A 19,741-nucleotide genomic window follows, 5' to 3' on the forward strand; every position below is an offset into this window, starting at 1 on the left:
ACCTCCCTCGATAATCAGGAGCCCGACATGGTTCGCCTCATGGAAGGAGAACAAGAGTGCAACAACCGAACGCAAACTCAAGCTCGGCAGAGACGGCGAGATAAAAGGGCCGGGACCATTCTGGTCCAAGGCCTTGCTGGTGTTGGGGAATTTCCGGGACCCTACGAGCGCGCCTGGTCCCGGATTCTGCAGGTTCCTGAACGTCCTCAAAGGTTTGTCCGGGACCCCGGCCTGCGATGGCCGAAATGTCTGACGACGAGGCCTTCTTCGTTCGTCTCGGGCGGATCGGCGATCGCGGCGGCGGCAATGTGCTGACGGGCCGTAGTTTCGTCGGCGAGGTGATGGCCGCCTCGCGCAAGAGCGGATTGGGCTCGATCGATCTGAAGGGCAGGGGGCGTATCCGGCGGTCGGGTCGAGGCCGTGACGCTGGACAGCGCACGTCCGTCTCAAACCGGCGGGTGATCATCAAGACGCGGATCGTTCGTCACGAAGGCGCCCGCTACCGGGCCGCGCCGCTGGCTATGCACCTGCGCTACCTTCGTCGAGAGGGCGTGACCAAGGATGGCTCACCGGGACAGATGTTCGATCGCGACGGCGCGGCCGATCACGACGCCTTCGCCAAGCGATGCGAGGAGGACCGCCATCATTTTCGCTTCATCGTCTCCCCTGAGGACGGCGCGGCGCTGGCAGACCTCCAGGCCACCACTCGTGAGCTGATGGCCCAGGCGGAGAAGGATCTGGGCACGCGTCTGGACTGGGTGGCCGTGGACCACTGGAACACCGAGCACCCCCACGTCCATGTGCTGGTCCGCGGTGTCGGCGAGGATGGCCAGGACCTGGTCATCGATCGCGATTACATCAGCGAAGGCATGCGGCGGCGCGCCGAAGCGCTTGTCGGATTGGAGCTGGGGCCACGGTCGGCCGCCGAGGTTGAAGCCAGTCTCGACCGAGAAGTCGAGGCGGAACGCTGGACCAGCCTGGACCGCAAGCTGGGCGATCGGCTCGGGGATGATGGACTAGTCGACCTACGTCCCGACCGGGAGGCAGGGCCGGCTCCTCCACGGCTCATCGGCCGCGCAAAGTTCCTGCAGAGGCTCGGCCTGGCTGCCGAACAAGGCGGCAAGTGGCGCCTGGACGACGACCTGGAGCCGCGCCTGCGCGCCCTGGGCGAACGCGGCGACATCATCAAGACCCTCCACCGAACCTGGCGCGGCGAACGCGATCCCGCCGACCTGCAGATCCACGCTGGCGAACCCGACGCGCCGCTGACCGGCCGCTTGGCTGATCGTGGGCTTCATGACGAGCTCACCGGCCAGGCCTATGTCGTGGTCGATGGCGTCGATGGCCGGCTGCACCATTTCAAGTTCAGGGATCTCGGCGCCACGGGTGATACGCCCGTCGGCGGGCTTGTTGAGATCCGCAGCCGTCAGCTCGACGATGGCAAGCGTGTCCTGGACCTGGTGCATCGGGCGGACCTGCCCATTGAGCGTCAGGTCACATCCTCCGGGGCCACCTGGCTGGATCGTCAGCTCGTCGTCAAGGATCCGGCCCCGCTGGCGAACCATGGCTTTGGCCGCGAAGTGCGCGACGCGCTGGAGGCGCGGCGGGCCCATCTCCAGCGCCAGGATTTGGCCGACCGACTAGGCCGTCCCAGGGCAGGTCTGATTGCCGCCCTGCGAGCACGGGAACTGGATCGCATCGCGGCGAACATCCGGGCCGAAACCGGGAGCAGTCCCGCCGAAATGGGGCCCGGTGAACTTGTCCAGGGCGTCTACCGGCGACGCTTCGACCTGGCGTCGGGGCGCTTTGCGATGATCGATGACGGCCTCGGGTTCCAGCTGGTGCCCTGGACGCGAGGTCTGGAAGACCGCCTCGGGCAGGAGGTGAAGGGAACGATGACCCCGGGCGGAGGGGTCGATTGGGCGCTCGGTCGCAAGCGGGGGAGAGGGCTTTGAGCATGAGCCTCCTCCATGTCTGGAACGAAGATCCTCTGGGGCCAAATCCTGGTCGTCAGCCTTCTGGCGCTGGCCGGCGTATGGTTGGCGACTGAATGGACTGCATGGCGGCTGGGGTTTCAGCCGCAGCTGGGACCGCCCTGGTTTCACCTCGGGCCGTGGCCTGTCTACCCGCCGCCGGCGTTCTTCTACTGGTGGTTCGTCTACGACGCCTATGCGCCCACCGTGTTCGCGCGTGGCGCGTTCATGGCGGCCGGCGGCGCGGTGACCGCCGTGTTCGTGGCGATCGGCCTTTCGATCTGGCGCGCCCGCGAAGCCAAGAAGGTGACGACCTACGGCTCGGCGCGTTGGGCGACCGAGAACGAGGCGAGGGCGGCCGGCCTGCTTGGCCCCGACGGTGTGGTCCTCGGGCGTCTGGGCCAGCACTACCTGCGCCACGACGGACCCGAGCACATCCTTTGTTTCGCGCCCACCCGATCGGGCAAGGGCGTGGGGCTGGTGGTTCCCACCCTGCTGACCTGGCCTGGATCGGCGGTGGTCCACGATATCAAGGGTGAGAACTGGCAGCTGACAGCCGCCTGCCGATCCAAGGTTGGCCCGGTGCTCCTATTCGACCCCACCAATCCCATCTCAAGCGCCTACAACCCGCTGCTGGAGGTGCGTCGCGGCTCCACCGAGGTGCGCGATGTTCAGAACATCGCCGACATCCTGGTGGATCCGGACGGCGCTCTAGAGCGACGGTCGCATTGGGATAAAACCAGTCACAGTCTTCTGGTCGGCGCGATCCTCCACGTGCTCTACGCCGAAGAGGACAAGACGTTGGCTGGCGTGGCCAACTTCCTGGCCGATCCGCGCAGGACGATCGAAGCCACCCTACGGGCCATGATGGCCACCCCGCATCTGGGTGACCGCGTCCATCCCGTCGTCGCCAGCGCCGCCCGCGAGCTGCTGAATAAAAGCGAGAACGAGCGGTCAGGCGTCCTGTCCACGGCGATGAGCTTTCTGGGGCTCTACCGCGATCCCATCGTCTCGACCGTCACCTCCCGCTGCGACTGGCGGATCGACGACCTCGTCACGCCGGGGCGGCCCGTGACGCTCTATCTCGTGGTGCCGCCGTCGGACATCAGCCGCACGCGGCCGTTGATCCGATTGATCCTCAATCAGATCGGCCGCCGACTGACGGAAGGTCTGGAGTCGGCGCGCCATCGGCCTCGTCTGCTGCTTATGCTGGACGAGTTTCCGGCGCTGGGTCGGCTCGACTTCTTCGAACAGGCCATGGCGTTCATGGCGGGATACCGCATCAAGGCCTTCCTGATCGCGCAGAGCCTGAACCAGATTGCAAAGGCGTACGGGGAGAACAATTCGATCCTCGATAACTGCCACGTGCGGGTCGCGTTCTCGACAAACGACGAGCGCACGGCGCGCAGGATCAGCGACAGTCTCGGCACCGCCACCGAGATGCGGGCCATGAAGAACTACGCCGGGCACCGGCTGTCGCCATGGCTCGGCCACCTGATGGTCAGTCGCCAAGAGACGGCCAGGCCGCTGCTGACGCCGGGCGAGGTGATGCAACTGCCTGCCGACGAGGCGCTCGTTCAGGTCTCCGGCGTGGCTCCGATCCGGGCCAGCAAGGTCCGCTATTACCTGGACCAGGATCTAAAGCTTCGGGTTTCGAGTCCGCCGCGCAAGCCCTCGATCCTGGTGCCGGCCGAGGTTTCGGCCTGGGCCGCGATCGCGGCGGCACGCATCCATGGAACGGATGGATCGGCTGAAGACGCGAGCGAGGGCGGACTTCGGCTCGAGCCGGAACTCGATGCCCCGGTGGGCGACGCCGTGGAGCCGGATCCTGTCGAGCCTGAAATTCAACCTGACCTGGAAGGGGATGAGTCCGTCCAAGCCGAGCAGTCGCGCCGGTTCAGGGCTGCGGCCCGAATCGCCGCGCTTGATCCCGATGATGGGATCCCGCTGTGAAGGTCCAGACGAAGGTCTTTTTGGCGCGAGATCTTTCGCTGGCGTTGGACGCGGCGTCAAAGCGGATGAGGCGGTCAAAGTCGGAGATCGTCCAGGCCGCCTTGGCGGCCTATCTATCGCCAGATGGAGACGAGGCGGCCGAAGCTGCGGTGACGCGACGCCTGGATCGGATGAGCAGGGAGATTGAGCGACTTGGCCGCGACGTTACGATCTCCAACGAAGCGATCGCGCTGTTCGTGAAGGCCTGGCTGACAGCGACGCCGACCTTGGCCGCGGGCGATCAGAAGGCCCAGAACGCTAAGGGACAGGAGCGATATGTGGGGTTTCTGGAGGCACTTTCGCGTCGGCTCTCGTCGGGCCGGCTATTGCGGGGAGAGGTGCTGCAGGATCACGGGGCTGACACCTGACTCATCTCCGACCTTGGAAAGGTCCGCTTGCAGGTCAGTCAGGAGTTCGCCGAAGGGGTCAGGCGCCGATCGAGCCTCAGGTCTTTGCGTGACATCGCTCAGGCCAAGAGTTGCGAATAAAATAAATAATTTGTGTTATTGTCGAGAGGCGCGCGTCGATGCCAACGTCGCCCGGCGGTTGACGTGGCGCTCGCGTCGACCAGCGTCAAGAAACACATGGGAGGACGTCACTTTGGATCACCGGTCTGAATCGGCGCCGCGACGCGCCAGTTGGATGGTCTCCTGCCTGGCGGCCTTCTCGCTCCTGACGGCTGCGCAGGTGGCCCGGGCCGACGATCCGCCGCCGCCGCTCAACGATGACGGACTGGCCCGCACGCCGCCCATGGGCTGGAACAGCTGGAACAAGTTCGCCTGCAATGTCGACGAGGCGCTGATCCGTAAGACCGCCGACGCGATGGTCAGTTCCGGCATGCGCGAGGCGGGCTACCAATACGTCGTGATCGACGATTGCTGGCATGGCGCGCGCGACGCGCACGGCGACATCCAGCCCGACGCCAAGCGCTTTCCCAGCGGCATGAAGGCCTTGGGCGATTATATCCACGCCAAGGGACTGAAGTTCGGCATCTATTCGGACGCGGGCCTGAAGACCTGCGGTGGCCGCCCCGGCAGCTGGGGGCACGAGTATCAGGACGCCAAGCAATACGCCGCCTGGGGCGTGGACTATCTGAAGTACGACTGGTGCATGGCCGGGACGCAGGACGCCCGCTCGGCCTACTACATCATGTCCTCGGCGCTACAGGCGAGCGGCCGCGATATCGTGCTGTCGATCTGCGAGTGGGGGACCTCCAAGCCGTGGCTATGGGCCGACAAGGTTGGCAATCTATGGCGCACCACCGGCGACATCTACGACAAGTGGGAAGGCGTGCGCGACTACAGCTCGGGCGTGATGAACATCGTCGACAAGCAGGCCGAACTCTATCCCTACGCCCGTCCTGGTCACTGGAACGATCCGGACATGCTCGAGGTGGGCAACGGGGGCATGACCACCGAGGAGTATCGCTCGCACTTCAGCCTCTGGGCGATGCTGGCCGCGCCGCTGATCGCGGGCAACGACATCGCCGGCATGGACGCCCCGACCAAGGCGATCCTCACCAACCGCGAGGTTATCGCGGTAGATCAGGATCCGCTGGGTCAACAGGCGCGACGGGTATCAAAAGAGGGCGAGCTGGAAGTCTGGGTCAGGCCTCTGCAGGGCGGAGGCAGGGCTGTCGTCCTGCTCAATCGCGGCGCCGCGCCGGCCCAGGTCGGCTTCGACTGGACCCAGATGGACTACCCAGCGACCCTTAAGGCCAAGGTTCGTGATCTCTGGGCGGGCAAGGACGTCGGGGTCCATGCGGGCCGGTATGAGGCGACCGCGGCGTCGCATGGCGTCGTCATGCTGAAAGTCCAGCCGTGACCTCGGTGTAAAATAAGCAAAAATATTTTTCTAAATCCCTTGGCGGCCCGGTTTCGCGCGGGTAATCCAGGGACAAGAGACCGTTGGCCATCGGCCGCGCGTCCAGCTTAGGGAGGCGACGCGCGCCATGGTTCGGATCGGCATCGATTTTGGCGGCACGAAGATCGAGGCCGCGGCCCTGTCGGAAGACGGGCGGCTGCTGGCCAGCCTGCGAGCGCCCACGCCCAACACCTATGACGCGGCCATCGAGACCCTGCGCGACCTGATTGGCCGGACCGAGCAACAGGTCGGTGGGCGCGGGTCGATCGGCGTTGGCGCGCCCGGATCGGTGTCGCCGCGCACGGGCGTGATGCGCAACGCCAACGCCGTCTATCTCAACGGCCGCCGGTTCAGGGAAGACCTGTCCGAGGCTCTGGGCCGGCCGATACGCCTGGCCAACGACGCCAACTGCCTGGCCTTGTCCGAAGCCGTGGACGGCGCGGCGCAAGGCGCGCGGACGACCTTCGCGATCATCCTGGGCACCGGTTGCGGCGGCGGCCTGGTGGTGGACGGCAGACTGGTCGAAGGCGCCAACGGCGTCGGCGGCGAATGGGGCCATATTCCCTTGCCCTGGCCGACGGTCGATGAAGTTCCTGGTCCGGCCTGTTGGTGCGGCCAGCATGGCTGCCTGGAAACCTGGGTGTCCGGTTCGGGTCTGCGTCGCGATTTCAAGGCCCGCACCGGCCGCGATCTGACGGGCGAGGCGATCTTGGCCGCGGCGGGGCAGGGCGACGCCGAGGCCTCAGCAGCCTTCGACCGACTGATCGAGCGCCTTGGCCGGGCCATGGCGGTGATCTGCAATATTCTCGATCCCGACGTCTTCGTGCTCGGCGGCGGTCTGTCCAATATCGACATGCTCTACGAGCGCCTCCCGGGGCTGATCGAGCCGCGGGTCTTTTCGGATCAATGGTCGGCGCGGATCGCCAAAGCCCAATGGGGGGACTCCTCGGGCGTACGCGGCGCGGCCCGTCTGTGGGATTTGGGCGCGTGGGCCGATGAAGTCGCAGCCTGATCCCCAGGCCCGCGCGCGGGCCGGCTATGTCCGCCTGCTCGACTGGCTGGTCGAGGCCGCCGTCCCGCTCTGGAGCACGGCCGGGATCGACGCCTGCGGCGCCTTTCACGAGATCCTCGACGTGAACGGCGTGGCGGTGGATGCGCCGCGCCGCGCCAGGGTCCAGCCTCGCCAGCTCTTCGCGCTACAGGCCGCGCGCCGGCTCGGCGCCGATGTCGACGAGTCGGTGCTGCGCCGAGGTCTTCAGGCGTTCACGACCCGCTACGTCCGCTCCGACGGACTGATCCGGACGCTAGTCGCGGCGGACGGCCAAGTGCTGGACGAGGCGGCGGTTCTCTACGATCAGGCTTTCGCGCTTCTGGCGCTGGCGAGCCTGAAGCCGCTGCTGGGCGAAGACGCCGAGCAGGCCGCGAGGGTTCTGTTGCGCGCGATCACCGTCCAGTTCGGGCGCCCGGGCGGGTTCGAGACGACGCTGCCGCCGTCGCTGCCGCTGGCCTCCAACCCCCACATGCATCTGCTCGAAGCTTGCTTGGCCTGGATGGCCGTGAGCGAGGATCCGGCGTGGTCCAGCACGGCGCGTCAGATCGTCGGCCTGGCGCTGGAGCACTTCATCGCGCCGCTCAACAGCGCCTTGCGGGAATTCTTCGACGAAGCCTGGCGGCCAGCGCCGGGCGAAGCGGGGCGCATCGTCGAACCGGGGCACCAGTTCGAGTGGGCCTGGCTGCTGCTGAGCTGGAGCCGTCTGGCCAAGACCGATCCGCTGATGCTCGCCGCCCGGGTCGCGGCCATGCGATTGGTCGCCAACGCCGAGGATTTCGGGGTCGACCCGGTTCGCAACGTCGCGATGAACAGCCTGCTGGATGATTTTTCGATCCATGACGCGCAGGCCAGGCTCTGGCCGCAGACCGAGCGGATCAAGGCCTGGGCCCTGGCGAGCGCCCAGGCCGGCGGGCCATGGTGGGACATCGTCGCCGACGCCGTCGAGGGCTTGGAGCCCTATCTGCGGACGCCGGTGCGGGGCCTGTGGTTCGACACCATGAGCGCCGAGGGCGCGCTGGCCAACGGCCCGGCGCCGGCCAGTTCCTTCTATCACATCGTCTGTGCGATCGAGGTGCTGGGCGCGGCCTTGGGAGACGTCCGTTGCGCCGCGTGACCGCGACGATTCTGGCCGTCGCGGCCTTGTTGGCCGCGCCGCTGGCGGCGCGCGCCCAGGCCCAGCCGCGGGTCGTCACCGCCGAAGGGGCGCTGGTCGGAGTGGCGGGCGAGGGCGGAACCAGCCTGTTCCTGGGCGTGCCGTTCGCCCGGCCGCCGATCGGCGATTTACGCTGGCGCCCACCCCAGCCCCTGCGCTGGATGGGCGAACGCGCCGCCGACGCCCCCGGACCGGCCTGCCTGCAGATCCCCTTGGGCTGGAACGACAAGGACGCGGCGCGCTCCAGCGAGGACTGTCTCTATCTCGATGTCTCCACGCCGGTCGTCGATACTAGGGCGCGGCGCCCGGTCATGGTCTGGATCCATGGCGGCGCCAACTGGGCCGGGTCGGGCGACGGCGTCGTCCGCTCGAGCCTGGCGCGCCAGGGCGTGGTTGTCGTCAGCGTGCAGTACCGCCTGGGCGTCTTTGGCTTTCTGTCGCACCCGGCGCTGACCGCCGAAGGCGGCGGCGCATCGGGCAACTACGCGCTGATGGACCTGGTCGCGGCCCTGCGCTGGATTGCGACCAACATCGCCGCGTTCGGGGGCGATCCGGCCAATGTCACCCTGGTTGGCCACTCCGCCGGAGCCCAGGACGTGGGCCTGCTGATGCTGGCGCCGCAGGCCCAAGGCCTATTCGCGCGCGGGATTTTGGAGAGCGGCACGCCGGGTTTCGGGTTCGCGCCGCGCACCTTGGCGCAGAACGAGGCCATCGGCGTCGACTTGGCGCGCCAGGCGGGCGTGACCGAACAGGCTTCCAGCGCCTCGGGCCTTGCGGCCCTGCGCCGGACCTCCGGCGCGGAGCTGCTGCGGGCGGCCAAAGGCCTGATCGCGCCGATCGACGACCAGAGCTTCATCTGGACCCAGGCCGTGGTCGACGGAAGGGTGTTGCCCCGCGCGCCCGAGGTGCTGCTGGCCGAGGGCGGGACCGCGCCGATGATCGTCGGCGACAGCGCGCGGGAGATCGCGCTGTTTGGCGCCGACGCCGAGCGCGCGCGCGCCTGGATCAGAACCCAGCCTGACGCCGACGCCTTGTTGAAGGTCTACGGCCTGGATCAGGCCCGGCCGCCGGCGCCCGATCCGATCGACGGCGATATCGCCATGCGGGTCGCCACCGATCGCATGTTCCGCTGCCCCGGAAATTTCGTGGCCGCGCGACGCACCGCCTTGGGCGGCCAGGTCTGGCGCTACGAACTGGAAGCGCCGGCGCCGGGCGCGGCGGCCGTCAGTCATGGGGCGGAACTGGCCTATGTCTTCGATCATCCCGACGGGCCGCCTCTGCAGGCCTACTGGCTGAACTTCGCGCGCACCGGCGATCCCAGCGCTCCGGGCCTGCCGTCGTGGCCGGCCTATGGCGCCCCCGGGCGCTATCTGGCCTTCACGGCCAACGGACCCGTCGCCCGGCAAGGCTTGGCCAGCGCCGCTTGCGAGCACATCCAAAGACCGTGACGCTCACGGCAACCAACAAAGCGGCGACAAAGCCGCGCGGAGGAAAGAGACCATGACGACCCTGCGCCAACGCCTTTTGAAGACCGCTCTGCTGGCCGCCACCGCCCTGACCCTGGCCGCGCCCGTCGCCGCGGCGGCGCAAGCCGCCTGGGGACCTTACAACGCCGACTTCCCCGCGGGCGGCGGCGGCCTGTCGCGGCCGCTGGCCGGTAAGACCGATGGGGATGTCCTCCCAGCGGGCGGTCCTTGGTCGATCTATGGTTGGGTGCAGATCTCCGAGGCCGCGCCAGGACCCAGTTTGGTGGCTGGCCTGGGCGATCCGGCGGCCGGCGGTCGTTTCCTGACGATCGATGGCGGCGCGTTCGGCGTCTGGACCGGCGGTCAACCGTTGAGCGTCAAGGCCGCGATCAAACCGGGCGACTGGCGCTTCGTCGCCGCCGTGTCGGATGGCGCCAAGGTCACGCTCTATATCGACGGCGCGCCGGCCGGCGAGGCGTCCGTCGCCGCCGCGGCGACACCGGCCGTCATCGCCCTGGCGCCGCGCAAGGTCGCGGGGTTTTCGCCCTTCGCTGGCCGCATCGCCGATTTTGCGGCCGAGGGGCGGGTGCTTTCCGCCGCCGAGATCAAGACGGCGGCGGCGCGCAAGCCCGATCCGTTGACCGTCTATGAGTCCGGCAGCCCCAACTGGCCGGTGCAGGTGCGCCAGATGTACGGTCAGGTGACGCCACAGGAAGCCTGGACCCGTCCCAAGGGCCAGGGCGCGATCTCCGCGCCGGTCGCCAAGCCCGCCTATGCCGGGCCAGCCCTTGTCGCTGACGGCCCCGACGCCTGGACGCTCAAGCGCTGGAGCCTGGTCGAGGCGCCCAAGGTCGCGCAGGACGGCGCGGCGGTCTCCACGCCCGCCTATGACGCCAAGACCTGGTACGCCGCCACCGTGCCCGGCACGGTGCTGACCACCCTGGTGGATCGCGGCGTCTATCCGGACCCGGACTACGGTCTGAATAACACCGCCATTCCCGAGAGCCTGAATAAGCAGGCCTACTGGTATCGCAGCAGCTTCGAGGCGCCGGCGAGCGCGGCGGGCAAGCGCCTGCTGCTGACCTTCAAGGGCGTCAACTACGCCGCCGAAATCTGGCTTAACGGCGAAAAGCTGGGCGAACTGAAGGGCGCTTTCATCCGCGGCCAGTTCGATGTGACCGGCAAGCTGAAGACCGGCCAGAACGCTTTGGCCGTCAAGGTCTCCCCGCCGCCGCATCCGGGCCTGGCCCACGAGGAGTCGCTGACCGCAGGGGTCGGCGAGAACGGCGGCATGATGGCGCTGGATGGCCCCACCTTCATCGCCAGCGAAGGCTGGGACTGGATCCCGAGCGTCCGCGATCGCAACACGGGCCTGTGGCAGGACGTGACGTTGACGGCCAGCGGCGAGGCGCGCCTGGGCGACGCCCATGTCGTCACCACGCTTCCGAAGGCCGACAACAGTCAGGCCGATATCGAGATCACCGCCCCGGTTGAGAACCTGACCGGCCATCCAGTGCAAGCCACGGTCACGGCGGCCTTCGACGGCGTCAACGTCTCCAAGACCGTCACCCTGGCGCCGGGCGCCGGATCGGTGGTCTTGAGCCCGGCGGAGTTCCCGCAGCTGTCGGTGCCCCATCCCAAGCTGTGGTGGCCCAACGGCTACGGCGATCCGGCCCTGCATGACCTGAAGCTGTCGGTGGCCGTCGACGGCCAGGCCTCGGACCAGAAGACCATCCGGTTCGGCATTCGCCAGATCACCTACGACCTGTCGCTGATGAACCCGTCGGGCCATCTGCGCCGCGTGGAGGTCGACTTCTCCAAGGCCCGCCAGCTGGGCCAGGACATCACCGACGGCAGTCACGAGGGCATCCGCAAGGTCGCCGACGGCTGGGCGACCTCGCTGACGGCCCAGGGCGACGCCTCGCCAGCGGTCCGCGATGTGGCCGACACGGGCCTGACGCCCTATCTGGTGATCAAGGTCAATGGCGTGAAGATCGCCGCGCGGGGCGGCAACTGGGGCACCGACGACTGGCGCAAGCGCGTCGACCGGGCTCGCCTGGAGCCCTATTTCAGGCTGCACAAAGACGCCCACCTCAACATCATCCGCAACTGGGTGGGCCAGAACACCGAGGAGACGTTCTTCGATCTGGCTGATGAGTACGGCCTGTTGGTGCTGAACGACTTCTGGGACTCGACCCAGGACTACAATCTCGAAGCTCAGGATGTGCCGCTGTTCCTGGCCAACGCGGCCGACGTGATCAGCCGCTACCGCAACCATCCTTCGATCGTCCTGTGGTTCGGCCGCAACGAAGGGGTGCCGCAGCCGATCCTCAATGAGGGCCTGGAGAAGCTGGTCCACGATCTGGACGGCACGCGTTGGTACACCGGCAGCTCTAACCGGGTGAACCTGCAGAACAGCGGGCCCTACAGCTACAAGGAGCCGCAGACCTATTTCACCGACCACGCCAAGGGCTTCTCGGTCGAGGTCGGCACGCCGTCGTTTCCCACGCTGGAGGCCTTCGAGGCCGCCGTGCCCGCGCCCGACCGTTGGCCGATCAGCGACACCTGGGCCTATCACGACTGGCACCCGACCGGGAATGGCGCGACCAAGTCGTTCCTGGACGCCATGACCGCCAAGCTGGGCGCGCCCACCAGCCTCGAGGACTTCGAGCGCAAGGCCCAACTGCTGAACTACGAGACCCACCGGGCGATCTTCGAGGGCATGAACCAGGAGCTGTGGACCAAGTCCTCGGGCCGCTTGCTGTGGATGACCCAGCCCGCCTGGCCTTCGACCATGTGGCAGATCCTCAGCCATGATTACGATACCCATGCGGCGTTCTACGGGACCCAGAAGGCCTCCGAGCGCGTCCACGTCCAGATGAGCCAGCCGGACCATCGCCTGGCCCTGGTCAACAACGGCCTGACGCCGATCGTCGGCGCCAACCTGCGGGCCCGGGTCCTGGGCCTGGACGGCAAGCTGCTGGCCGACCGGACCTCTCGGATCGATGCGGGCGCCAACAGCACCGCCTTGGGTGAAGCCCTGGACCTGTCGGGACCGCTCGCCCAAGGCGCGGTGGTGGTGCGGCTGGACCTGACCGCCGCCGACGGCGCGCCGTTGTCCAGCAACCTCTACTGGACCGCCAAGGACGCCGAGGGCGAACGCAAGCTGTCGGCCATGGCCGCCCAGCCCGTGTCGCTGGCCGCCGCCGCCGGCAAGTCGGGCGCGGAGGCCGTGGTCACCGTGACTCTGGCCAACACCGGCTCTGCCCCGGCCTTGAACGGCAAGTTGACCCTGGTCGACGCCAAGGGCGCGCGGATCCTGCCGGCCTACTACGCCGACAACTATGTCTCGCTGCTGCCGGGTGAGCGACGGACGGTGGAGATCCGCTATCCGGGCGAGGCGAGGGCCGGCGCGAAGGTCGACCTGCGTGGCTGGAACGTGACCCCGGTCGTGGCGAAGGTGCGATGAGGGCCGATCGTCGAGGGCTGCTGGCGGCGGCGCTGACGGCGCCGGGACTAGTGGCGTCGGGGTTGGCGCTGGGCGGACGGGCGTTCGCCCAGGCCTCTTCTCCAATCCCAGCGCCGGCTCCGACGGCGGCCGACGCCGCCGCCGCGGAGCTGCGGCTGCACACCGACTGGCCGTGGCTGGCGCGCTATCGCCAGGCCAACCTCGCCGATGCGGCCCTTCCGCCCCAACGCCGACGCGTGGTGTTCCTGGGCGACTCGATCACCCAGGGCTGGTTCGACAGGCATCCGGCCTTCTTCACCGAGAACGGCTTCATCGGGCGCGGGATCGGCGGCCAGACCACGGCCCAGATGCTGGCGCGGTTCTGGCCCGACGTGATCGCGCTGAAGCCGGCGGCCGTGCACCTGCTGGCTGGAACCAACGACATCGCCGGCAACACAGGGCCCTATGACCCGGTGGCGACCTGCGACAATGTTCGGGCCATGGCGGCCTTGGCCAAGGCCAATGGGGTCAAGGTGATCCTGGGAGCGGTGACGCCGGCGGCGACCTATCCCTGGCGTCCGGCATTGCGGCCCGATGTCGAGATCCCGCGTCTCAACGCCTGGCTGGCAAGCTTCGCGCGCAGCCAGGGTCACGGTTTCGCCGACTACACCGCCGCGCTCGAGGACGGTCACGCCGGCATGAAACCAGGCCTGGCCTATGATCAGGTCCACCCCACGATGGAGGGCTATGCGCTGATGGAGCCGGTGGCGCTGAAGGCGCTGCGCGGGGTGCGCGCCTAGACCTGATCGGTGTTGCGCAGCGCCGAGCGCGACGGCAGGAAGCGGTCGATGATCGGCAGGATCGCCGCGCCCATGGCGGGCGCATCGGCCGCCAGGGCGGCGCGGTAGACGGGCGCCATGGTCAGGATCGAGCGACGTTCGCTCAGCTTCTGGGTCACGGCCTTGGCCAGCTTGTCGATCAGGACCTCGGGCAGACGCCCGCCGATGTAGACGGCCTGCGGATTGATCAGGCAGCTGATCGAGATCAGCGGATCGCACAGCAGATCGGCCGCCAGATCGATCCAGGCGTCGATGCGCTCTTGAGCCTCGAGCGGCAGGTCCGCCAGCTGTCCAGGGTCGCCGACCGCGTAGGTCTCGCCGAGAAACTCGTTGAGGGCCGATAGCGAGACCGCGTCCTGCAAGGTGGCCGCGGGCGTGCGTTCGGACTTGACCGGCAAGAAGCCCAGTTCGCCGCTGCGCCCCTGGGCCCCGCGGAAATACTCGCCTTCGACCACCAGCCCGCCGCCCAGGCCCGAACTGATCAGCATGTAGAAGAAGCTGGGCTTCTGCATGCCATGACCGAAATGCAGCTCGCCGAAAGCGGCGGCCGCGGCGTCGTTCTCGAGGATCACGGGCAGGTCGTGGCGTCGCGACAGCAGCTTGCGCAAGTCTGCCCGGTTCCAGGCTTCGTAGGCGGCGGGGCGGTGGGGCAGATCGACCTTGGCGATGTCGTCGGGAATCGCCACACCGACCCCGACAATGCGATCGGCCCGCACGCCCTTGGTCTTCAGAAGCGTCTTCCAGGAGGCCTCGAAGAACAACACCACATCCTCGGGACTGGCGAAGGCGATCTCCTGGCTCACCCGGGCCCGAACCTGGCCGGCGAAGTCGAGCAGCACGATGGTGATGTGATCGCGGTCGATGTTGAGGCCGATCGAGAAGCAGCCGTCGGGATTGATGGCGAAGGTCATCGCCGGCTGGCCGCGGCCGCCATGCAGCTTGCCGGCTTCCAAGATCAGGCCGTCTTCCACCAGACGGTTGGTGATGTTGGTGATCGCCGGCACGGTCAGGCCCGTGAGCGCGGCGACTTCCTGCTTGGTCTTGGCCGCGCCGATCCGGATCGACTGCAGCGCTACGCGCTGGTTGTAGTCGCCGGCCCGCTCCAGGTTGGTGCCCGACAGGCTTGCGCCGCGGTGCGCGGTCTTGGCGGGATCCTGACTTGCCACGTGGCGCACTGCTCCAACCTATTCTCAAGACTGCCCGATAGCATCTGTGACGACCGAAGCAAAACCGGTCAGGCCAATCGGTCGTTATCGGCGTGGAGCGCCTTGGCGATGGTCTCCAGTCTCGCCCCCATGGTCTCGGGGTAGAAGAGGGCGACAACGACCAACTGCAGCGCCATCATCGCCGCGAAGACGACGAACGGCGCGCCGGGCTTCCAGGCGGCGATGGTGGGGAAGGCGCCGGCGATCAGGGCGTTGGCCAGCCAGTGGGTCGAGCTGCCCAGCGCCTGTCCCCGGGCGCGCACGGGCGTGGGAAAGATCTCGCTGATATAGACCCAGATCACCGCGCCCTGGCTGAACGCGAAGGCGGCGATGAAGCCCACCAGGACGTAGAGCAGCCAACCCGAATGGCGGCCACCGTCCAGGATCCAGGCCGCCAGGCCCAGGCAGACGGCCATGCCGACCGAACCGACCAGCAGCAGGCGTTTGCGCCCGAAGCGGTCGATGACGCTCATCGCCAGCAGGGTGAAGATCAGATTGGTGGCGCCGATCGCCACGGCCTGGAGCCCGGCGGTGGCGTGTCCGAAGCCGGCCGCGGCGAAGATGTCGTTGAGATAGTAGAGCAGGGCGTTGATGCCGGTCAGCTGGTTGAATAGCGCCAAGGTCATGGCCAGCAGAATGGGCTTGCGATGAAGCCGCCAGCTCAGCCGCGCGCCAGGCGGGCTGGGGGGCTCGGAAGGCTCCAGATCCCCGCCCAGTCGCGTCTGAGCGGCCTGGGCTTCCTCGTCTCGTCCCTGCGCGAGCAGCCAGCGCGGGCTTTGCGGCGCGCGCGCCAGCATCAGCCACAGAAGAGCGGCGGGGAAGGCGGTGATCGCCAGCTTCCAACGCCAGGCGTCCGGCCCCAGGGCCAGCTGATCCAGCAGGAAGTTGCTCAGATAGGCCACCAGGATGCCGACCACGATATTGACCTGGAACAGGCCCACCAGCGCTCCGCGGCGGCGGGCCGGCGCGATCTCGGCCATGTAGACGGGCGCGAGCACCGACGACCCGCCGATGGCCACGCCGCCGATGAAGCGCGCCGTCAGCAGGACGGGCCAGGACCAGGCCAGGGCGCAACCGATGCTGGATATGAAATAGAGGATCGCCATGGCGCGCAGGCCATCGCGACTTCCATAGCGATCGCCCGGCTTGCCCGACGCCATGGCGCCCAGCAGCGTTCCCCACAGCGCGCTGGAGACGGTGATCCCCAAGGTGGCGGGGGTCAGGCCATAGACGCGGCTGATGTCGCCGGTCACCCCGGCGATGACCGCGGTGTCGAAGCCGAACAGCAGTCCCGCCAGCGCCGCAGCGGCGACCGCGCCGACGAGCGCGGGGCTCATGCGCCGCATGGCGGGCGAACTTTCCATCATCCTGGCCTCCCGATTCGGGCGACGCGTGTCGTCGCCCTTTCTTCTGTTCTTCCGTCTCGCGCGGGTTTGGGTCGCACGACGAAATGGGCGCGACGCCCTGCATAACGAAGCTTTATGGGAGGATGACGCAAAATAAGAAAAAACAAATCATTTAAGTTGACCCGAGCGAGGGGCCGGATAATGGTGCTTTCCGAAGACGGCAAAAGCCGCTGCCGGGGAGGAGGCTTGGTGGGTCCTGCAAGGGACGTCGCCCTTCTGAACCGGTTCTCGCCAAATACGCCTCGAATGCACGAGGTCAGGGAGGACAGGGGAAGTGACTCAATTCAAACACGCACGGCGCAGTCTGCTGATGGCGGCCGTTTCTGGACTGGCGATCGCCGGACCGAGTCTTGCTCTTGCTCAAGCTGCGGCGCCGGCCCAGGCCCAAAGCGACTCGACGGTCGAAGAGGTCGTCGTCACCGGTATTCGCGCTTCGCAACAGCGCGCGGTAAGCATCAAGCGCGACGCCGCGTCGGTCGTGGACGCGATCTCGGCCGAGGACATCGGCAAGCTGCCCGACAACACCATTTCCGACTCGCTGCAGCGCATCCCCGGGGTGCAGATCCTGCGCAGCGCCGGCGAAGGCTCGACGATCAACATTCGCGGCCTGCCGCAGGTCTCGACCCTGCTGAACGGCGAAACCTATCTGGGCGCCCAGTCGATCACGACTGTGCAGCCCAACTTCAACGACATCCCCTCGCAACTGTTCTCGGGCGCGGACGTCATCAAGTCGACCACGGCCGATCAGTTGAACGCCGGCATCACCGGCACGGTGAATCTGCGTACGCGCCGCCCCCTGGATCTGAAGGAAGGCCTGACCTTCGCCGCCGCGGCCGAAGGCTCCTATGGCGACAAGACCAAGAAGAACGACCCCAACGTCAACGGCCTGATCTCCTTCCGCAACGACCGCTTCGGCGCCTTGCTGTCGGCCGCCTATTCGGACGTGCGCCTGTCCAACAGCCACAACGGTATCCAGGAAGGCTATGGCGCCACCCTGCACAACGAAGGCACGGCCGACGTCACCTCGTCGGGCGGGTTTTCGCCTGCCGGCCGCACGCGTGGGACCGCTGTGGCGGGCGGCCGCGATGTGAATGGCGACGGCGACGCCAATGATGCGTTCATCGTGCCGCAGGGGTTCACCGGCTGGAACAAGATCAACGAGCGCAAGCGCCTGGGCGTCAATGCGTCCGCGCAATGGAAGCTCAACGACGCGCTGGAGCTGAGCGGCGACGCCTTCTTCACCAAGCAGGACGAGCACGACCGCACCGCCGGCTTCCAGATGCAGGACGTCAACTGGCAGGCCGCCGAGTTCACGCCGGGCAAGTCGCGCGACACCGGCGCGGTCGTGGGCGGCTACCACGTCAACACCACCCAGGTTTACAACTATGACCTGGGCAACTTCGACTCCTACGCCCAGAACGACCGCTACCAGTCCCAGTCCCAGAACTACAATCTGGAACTGAAGTACGACAACGGCGGCAAGTTCACCGGGTCGGTGCGCGGCATCTACGGCAAGGCGCACCAGTACTACGATCAGAGCTATCTGCAGTTCAGCCTGTCGAACGGGGCGCAGTGGCAGCCCGGCGGTATCGGTCACTATCCCGCCTCGCTGGGTGGCGATCGCCCGTTCAACACCGGTGGCTACACAGTCAATACCCTGGCCGGCGCGGCGTCCTTGCCCGCCAAGGTCGACTTCACGGGCGACAAGCCTGTCTTTACCCTGCCTGGCCAACTTCTCACCGAGCTGAACGACATCAACGCCTACGCCCTGAAGACCATGTCGTCGGAGGGGAACTACCGCCGCAACGGCGACCTGAAGGTCTTCCGCGCCGACGGCAAGTACGAGTTCAGCGACAGCTTCAAGATCTCGGGCGGCGTGCGTTACAGCGAGCGTTCGGTCGACGATTTCGAGTTCGATCGCGCCGCGCCGCTCTACGGCAGCGCCGCTTCGAATGGCACGGGTTGCCTGGTCAAGTGGAAGGCCTTCGACGTGCCGCTCAACGACGCCAGCTGCAGCGCGGGCAACGCGGCGGGCGCATATACCGCCGGCGTGACGCGCAAGGCCAACGATCCGTCCCTGAAAGGCCAGGTCAAGCTGTTCAATCCGGGCGTGGCCGGCGTGCCGTCGATGTACGTCCTGGATCCCGCCGCCATGGACAACGCCCTGGCGTTCCAGAACGGCTACTATCCGGGCAATGTCGAGATCATGAACCCCGGCGCCTCGTTCAATGTCGGCGTCAAGCAGACCTCGGGCTACGTCCAGGGCGACCTGAAGGGCGAGCTCTTCGGCCTGACCTTCAACGGCAACGCCGGGATCAAGGTCATCCAGACCAAGCTCGACATCACCCAGTACGTGACCGGCAGCCCGCGTCCCTACGGCGTGGCCAATCTGCTGGCCGGCAGCATCGAGACCAAGCGCGACTTCACCGACGTTCTGCCGGCGATCAACGTGGCCTTCGATCTGGCCGAGAACCTGAAGTTCCGCGTCGCGGCCTCCAAGACCATGACGCTGCTGGATCTGAACCAGTGGGGTGGCGGCCTGAATCCGACCTACGCCATCGACACCTCCAACCCCGGCTCGCCGGTGTTCCGGGTGACGGGCGGCAGCCAGAACGGCAACCCGGCGCTTGATCCCTGGCGTTCCAAGAACTTCGAAGGCTCGCTGGAATACTATCTGGGCCGCGGCAGCCTGCTGAGCCTCGGCGCCTTCTACATCAAGGTCGACAGCTTCATCCAGAACGGCGCGATCACTCGCACCGACCTGCCCGACAACGACGGGGTGGTGCGTAACCGCAGCGTCTCGATCAGCACGCAGGTGCAGGGCGAAGGCGGAACGCTCAAGGGTCTGGAAGGCGGCGCCAAGCTGGCGTTCAGCGATCTGGAATTCATGCCGTCGGTGCTGTCGAACTTCGGCGTCGACACCAACTTCACCTACTCGCCGTCGAAGTCGGGCAAGACCGACCTGGCCGGCGCTGCGATCCCGTTCCAGGATAACTCCAAGTACCAGGCCAACATCGCCGCCTACTACCAGGACTCCAAGCTGCAAGCCCGGATCGCCTGGAACTACCGCTCCAAGCGTGCGGTCTCCCAGGACTTTGGCGGCATCTCGGGACTGGAGATGTACCAGGCGCCAACCCAGTATGTCGACGCTTCGGTTAGCTACGACGTCAAGCCGAACCTGACCGTCTACGTCCAGGGCACCAACCTCACCAGCGAGTACGAAAAGTACTACCTCACCTGGAAGGACGAGCACGCCTACAACAACGTGTTCGAAGCCCGGTACGTGGCCGGCGTTCGCTTCAAATATTGATCTAGCCCTCCCCCTGCGGCCTGTCCCATCCTGCG

At 67.1% G+C, this 19,741-nt stretch carries 12 protein-coding genes; 10 read left to right on the forward strand and 2 right to left on the reverse strand.

Features of this window, described 5'->3' with window-relative positions; translation table 11 throughout:
• The first annotated feature begins 245 nt into the window (after positions 1–245).
• The 9 genes from AC1RNC_RS24420 to AC1RNC_RS24460 all read left to right on the forward strand — a co-directional run bounded on the left by AC1RNC_RS24420 (position 246) and on the right by AC1RNC_RS24460 (position 13,746).
• Positions 246–1,955, forward strand: a complete 1,710-nt coding sequence (locus tag AC1RNC_RS24420) for a relaxase/mobilization nuclease domain-containing protein (RefSeq protein WP_492888615.1) — start codon at positions 246–248, stop codon at positions 1,953–1,955.
• A 15-nt stretch (positions 1,956–1,970) separates the two neighbouring features.
• On the forward strand, positions 1,971–3,926 hold the full coding sequence (locus AC1RNC_RS24425) for a conjugal transfer protein TraG (RefSeq protein WP_492888616.1): 1,956 nt from the start codon (positions 1,971–1,973) through the stop codon (positions 3,924–3,926).
• Complete coding sequence (locus tag AC1RNC_RS24430; RefSeq protein WP_492888617.1) at positions 3,923–4,333, forward strand: CopG family transcriptional regulator; 411 nt, start codon at positions 3,923–3,925, stop codon at positions 4,331–4,333. Before AC1RNC_RS24425 ends, AC1RNC_RS24430 begins: the two co-directional genes overlap by 4 nt.
• Before the next feature lie 274 nt (positions 4,334–4,607).
• Positions 4,608–5,789 carry a glycoside hydrolase family 27 protein gene (locus AC1RNC_RS24435; RefSeq protein WP_492888618.1) on the forward strand — a complete coding sequence of 394 codons (1,182 nt, stop codon included), beginning with the start codon at positions 4,608–4,610 and terminating at the stop codon, positions 5,787–5,789.
• A 127-nt stretch (positions 5,790–5,916) separates the two neighbouring features.
• Complete coding sequence (locus tag AC1RNC_RS24440) at positions 5,917–6,840, forward strand: ROK family protein (protein ID WP_492888619.1); 924 nt, start codon at positions 5,917–5,919, stop codon at positions 6,838–6,840.
• Positions 6,824–7,993 carry an AGE family epimerase/isomerase gene (locus tag AC1RNC_RS24445; protein ID WP_492888620.1) on the forward strand — a complete coding sequence of 390 codons (1,170 nt, stop codon included), beginning with the start codon at positions 6,824–6,826 and terminating at the stop codon, positions 7,991–7,993. The genes AC1RNC_RS24440 and AC1RNC_RS24445 overlap by 17 nt, the downstream gene beginning before the upstream one ends.
• Positions 7,990–9,480, forward strand: a complete 1,491-nt coding sequence (locus AC1RNC_RS24450; protein ID WP_492888673.1) for a carboxylesterase/lipase family protein — start codon at positions 7,990–7,992, stop codon at positions 9,478–9,480. Before AC1RNC_RS24445 ends, AC1RNC_RS24450 begins: the two co-directional genes overlap by 4 nt.
• A gap of 52 nt (positions 9,481–9,532) precedes the next feature.
• Positions 9,533–12,967, forward strand: a complete 3,435-nt coding sequence (locus AC1RNC_RS24455; RefSeq protein WP_492888621.1) for a glycosyl hydrolase 2 galactose-binding domain-containing protein — start codon at positions 9,533–9,535, stop codon at positions 12,965–12,967.
• Positions 12,964–13,746 carry an SGNH/GDSL hydrolase family protein gene (locus AC1RNC_RS24460; protein ID WP_492888622.1) on the forward strand — a complete coding sequence of 261 codons (783 nt, stop codon included), beginning with the start codon at positions 12,964–12,966 and terminating at the stop codon, positions 13,744–13,746. The genes AC1RNC_RS24455 and AC1RNC_RS24460 overlap by 4 nt, the downstream gene beginning before the upstream one ends.
• Here the strand turns inward: AC1RNC_RS24460 and AC1RNC_RS24465 are convergent.
• Positions 13,743–14,951 carry an ROK family transcriptional regulator gene (locus AC1RNC_RS24465; RefSeq protein WP_492888623.1) on the reverse strand — a complete coding sequence of 403 codons (1,209 nt, stop codon included), beginning with the start codon at positions 14,949–14,951 and terminating at the stop codon, positions 13,743–13,745. The genes AC1RNC_RS24460 and AC1RNC_RS24465 overlap by 4 nt on opposite strands.
• A 68-nt stretch (positions 14,952–15,019) precedes the next feature.
• The gene (locus tag AC1RNC_RS24470; protein ID WP_492888624.1) at positions 15,020–16,354 is read right to left on the reverse strand and encodes a sugar porter family MFS transporter; all 1,335 of its coding nucleotides are present in this window, start codon (positions 16,352–16,354) and stop codon (positions 15,020–15,022) included.
• A 316-nt stretch (positions 16,355–16,670) separates the two neighbouring features.
• Between AC1RNC_RS24470 and AC1RNC_RS24475 the strand changes: the two genes are divergently transcribed.
• The gene (locus AC1RNC_RS24475; protein ID WP_492888625.1) at positions 16,671–19,706 is read left to right on the forward strand and encodes a TonB-dependent receptor; all 3,036 of its coding nucleotides are present in this window, start codon (positions 16,671–16,673) and stop codon (positions 19,704–19,706) included.
• Positions 19,707–19,741: the final 35 nt, after the last annotated feature.

It is taken from the genome of Caulobacter sp. GW822-FHT01G02, assembly GCF_058802865.1.

What these genes read in the sequence shown, in the direction of transcription:
- AC1RNC_RS24445 (WP_492888620.1), top strand. Translation starts at nt 6,824, where the DNA reads ATGAAGTCGCAGCCTGATCCCCAGGCCCGCGCGCGGGCCGGCTATGTC.
- AC1RNC_RS24440 (WP_492888619.1), top strand. Translation starts at nt 5,917, where the DNA reads ATGGTTCGGATCGGCATCGATTTTGGCGGCACGAAGATCGAGGCCGCG.
- AC1RNC_RS24470 (WP_492888624.1), bottom strand. Translation starts at nt 16,354, where the DNA reads ATGGAAAGTTCGCCCGCCATGCGGCGCATGAGCCCCGCGCTCGTCGGC.
- AC1RNC_RS24435 (WP_492888618.1), top strand. Translation starts at nt 4,608, where the DNA reads ATGGTCTCCTGCCTGGCGGCCTTCTCGCTCCTGACGGCTGCGCAGGTG.
- AC1RNC_RS24420 (WP_492888615.1), top strand. Translation starts at nt 246, where the DNA reads ATGTCTGACGACGAGGCCTTCTTCGTTCGTCTCGGGCGGATCGGCGAT.
- AC1RNC_RS24455 (WP_492888621.1), top strand. Translation starts at nt 9,533, where the DNA reads ATGACGACCCTGCGCCAACGCCTTTTGAAGACCGCTCTGCTGGCCGCC.
- AC1RNC_RS24425 (WP_492888616.1), top strand. Translation starts at nt 1,971, where the DNA reads ATGTCTGGAACGAAGATCCTCTGGGGCCAAATCCTGGTCGTCAGCCTT.
- AC1RNC_RS24460 (WP_492888622.1), top strand. Translation starts at nt 12,964, where the DNA reads ATGAGGGCCGATCGTCGAGGGCTGCTGGCGGCGGCGCTGACGGCGCCG.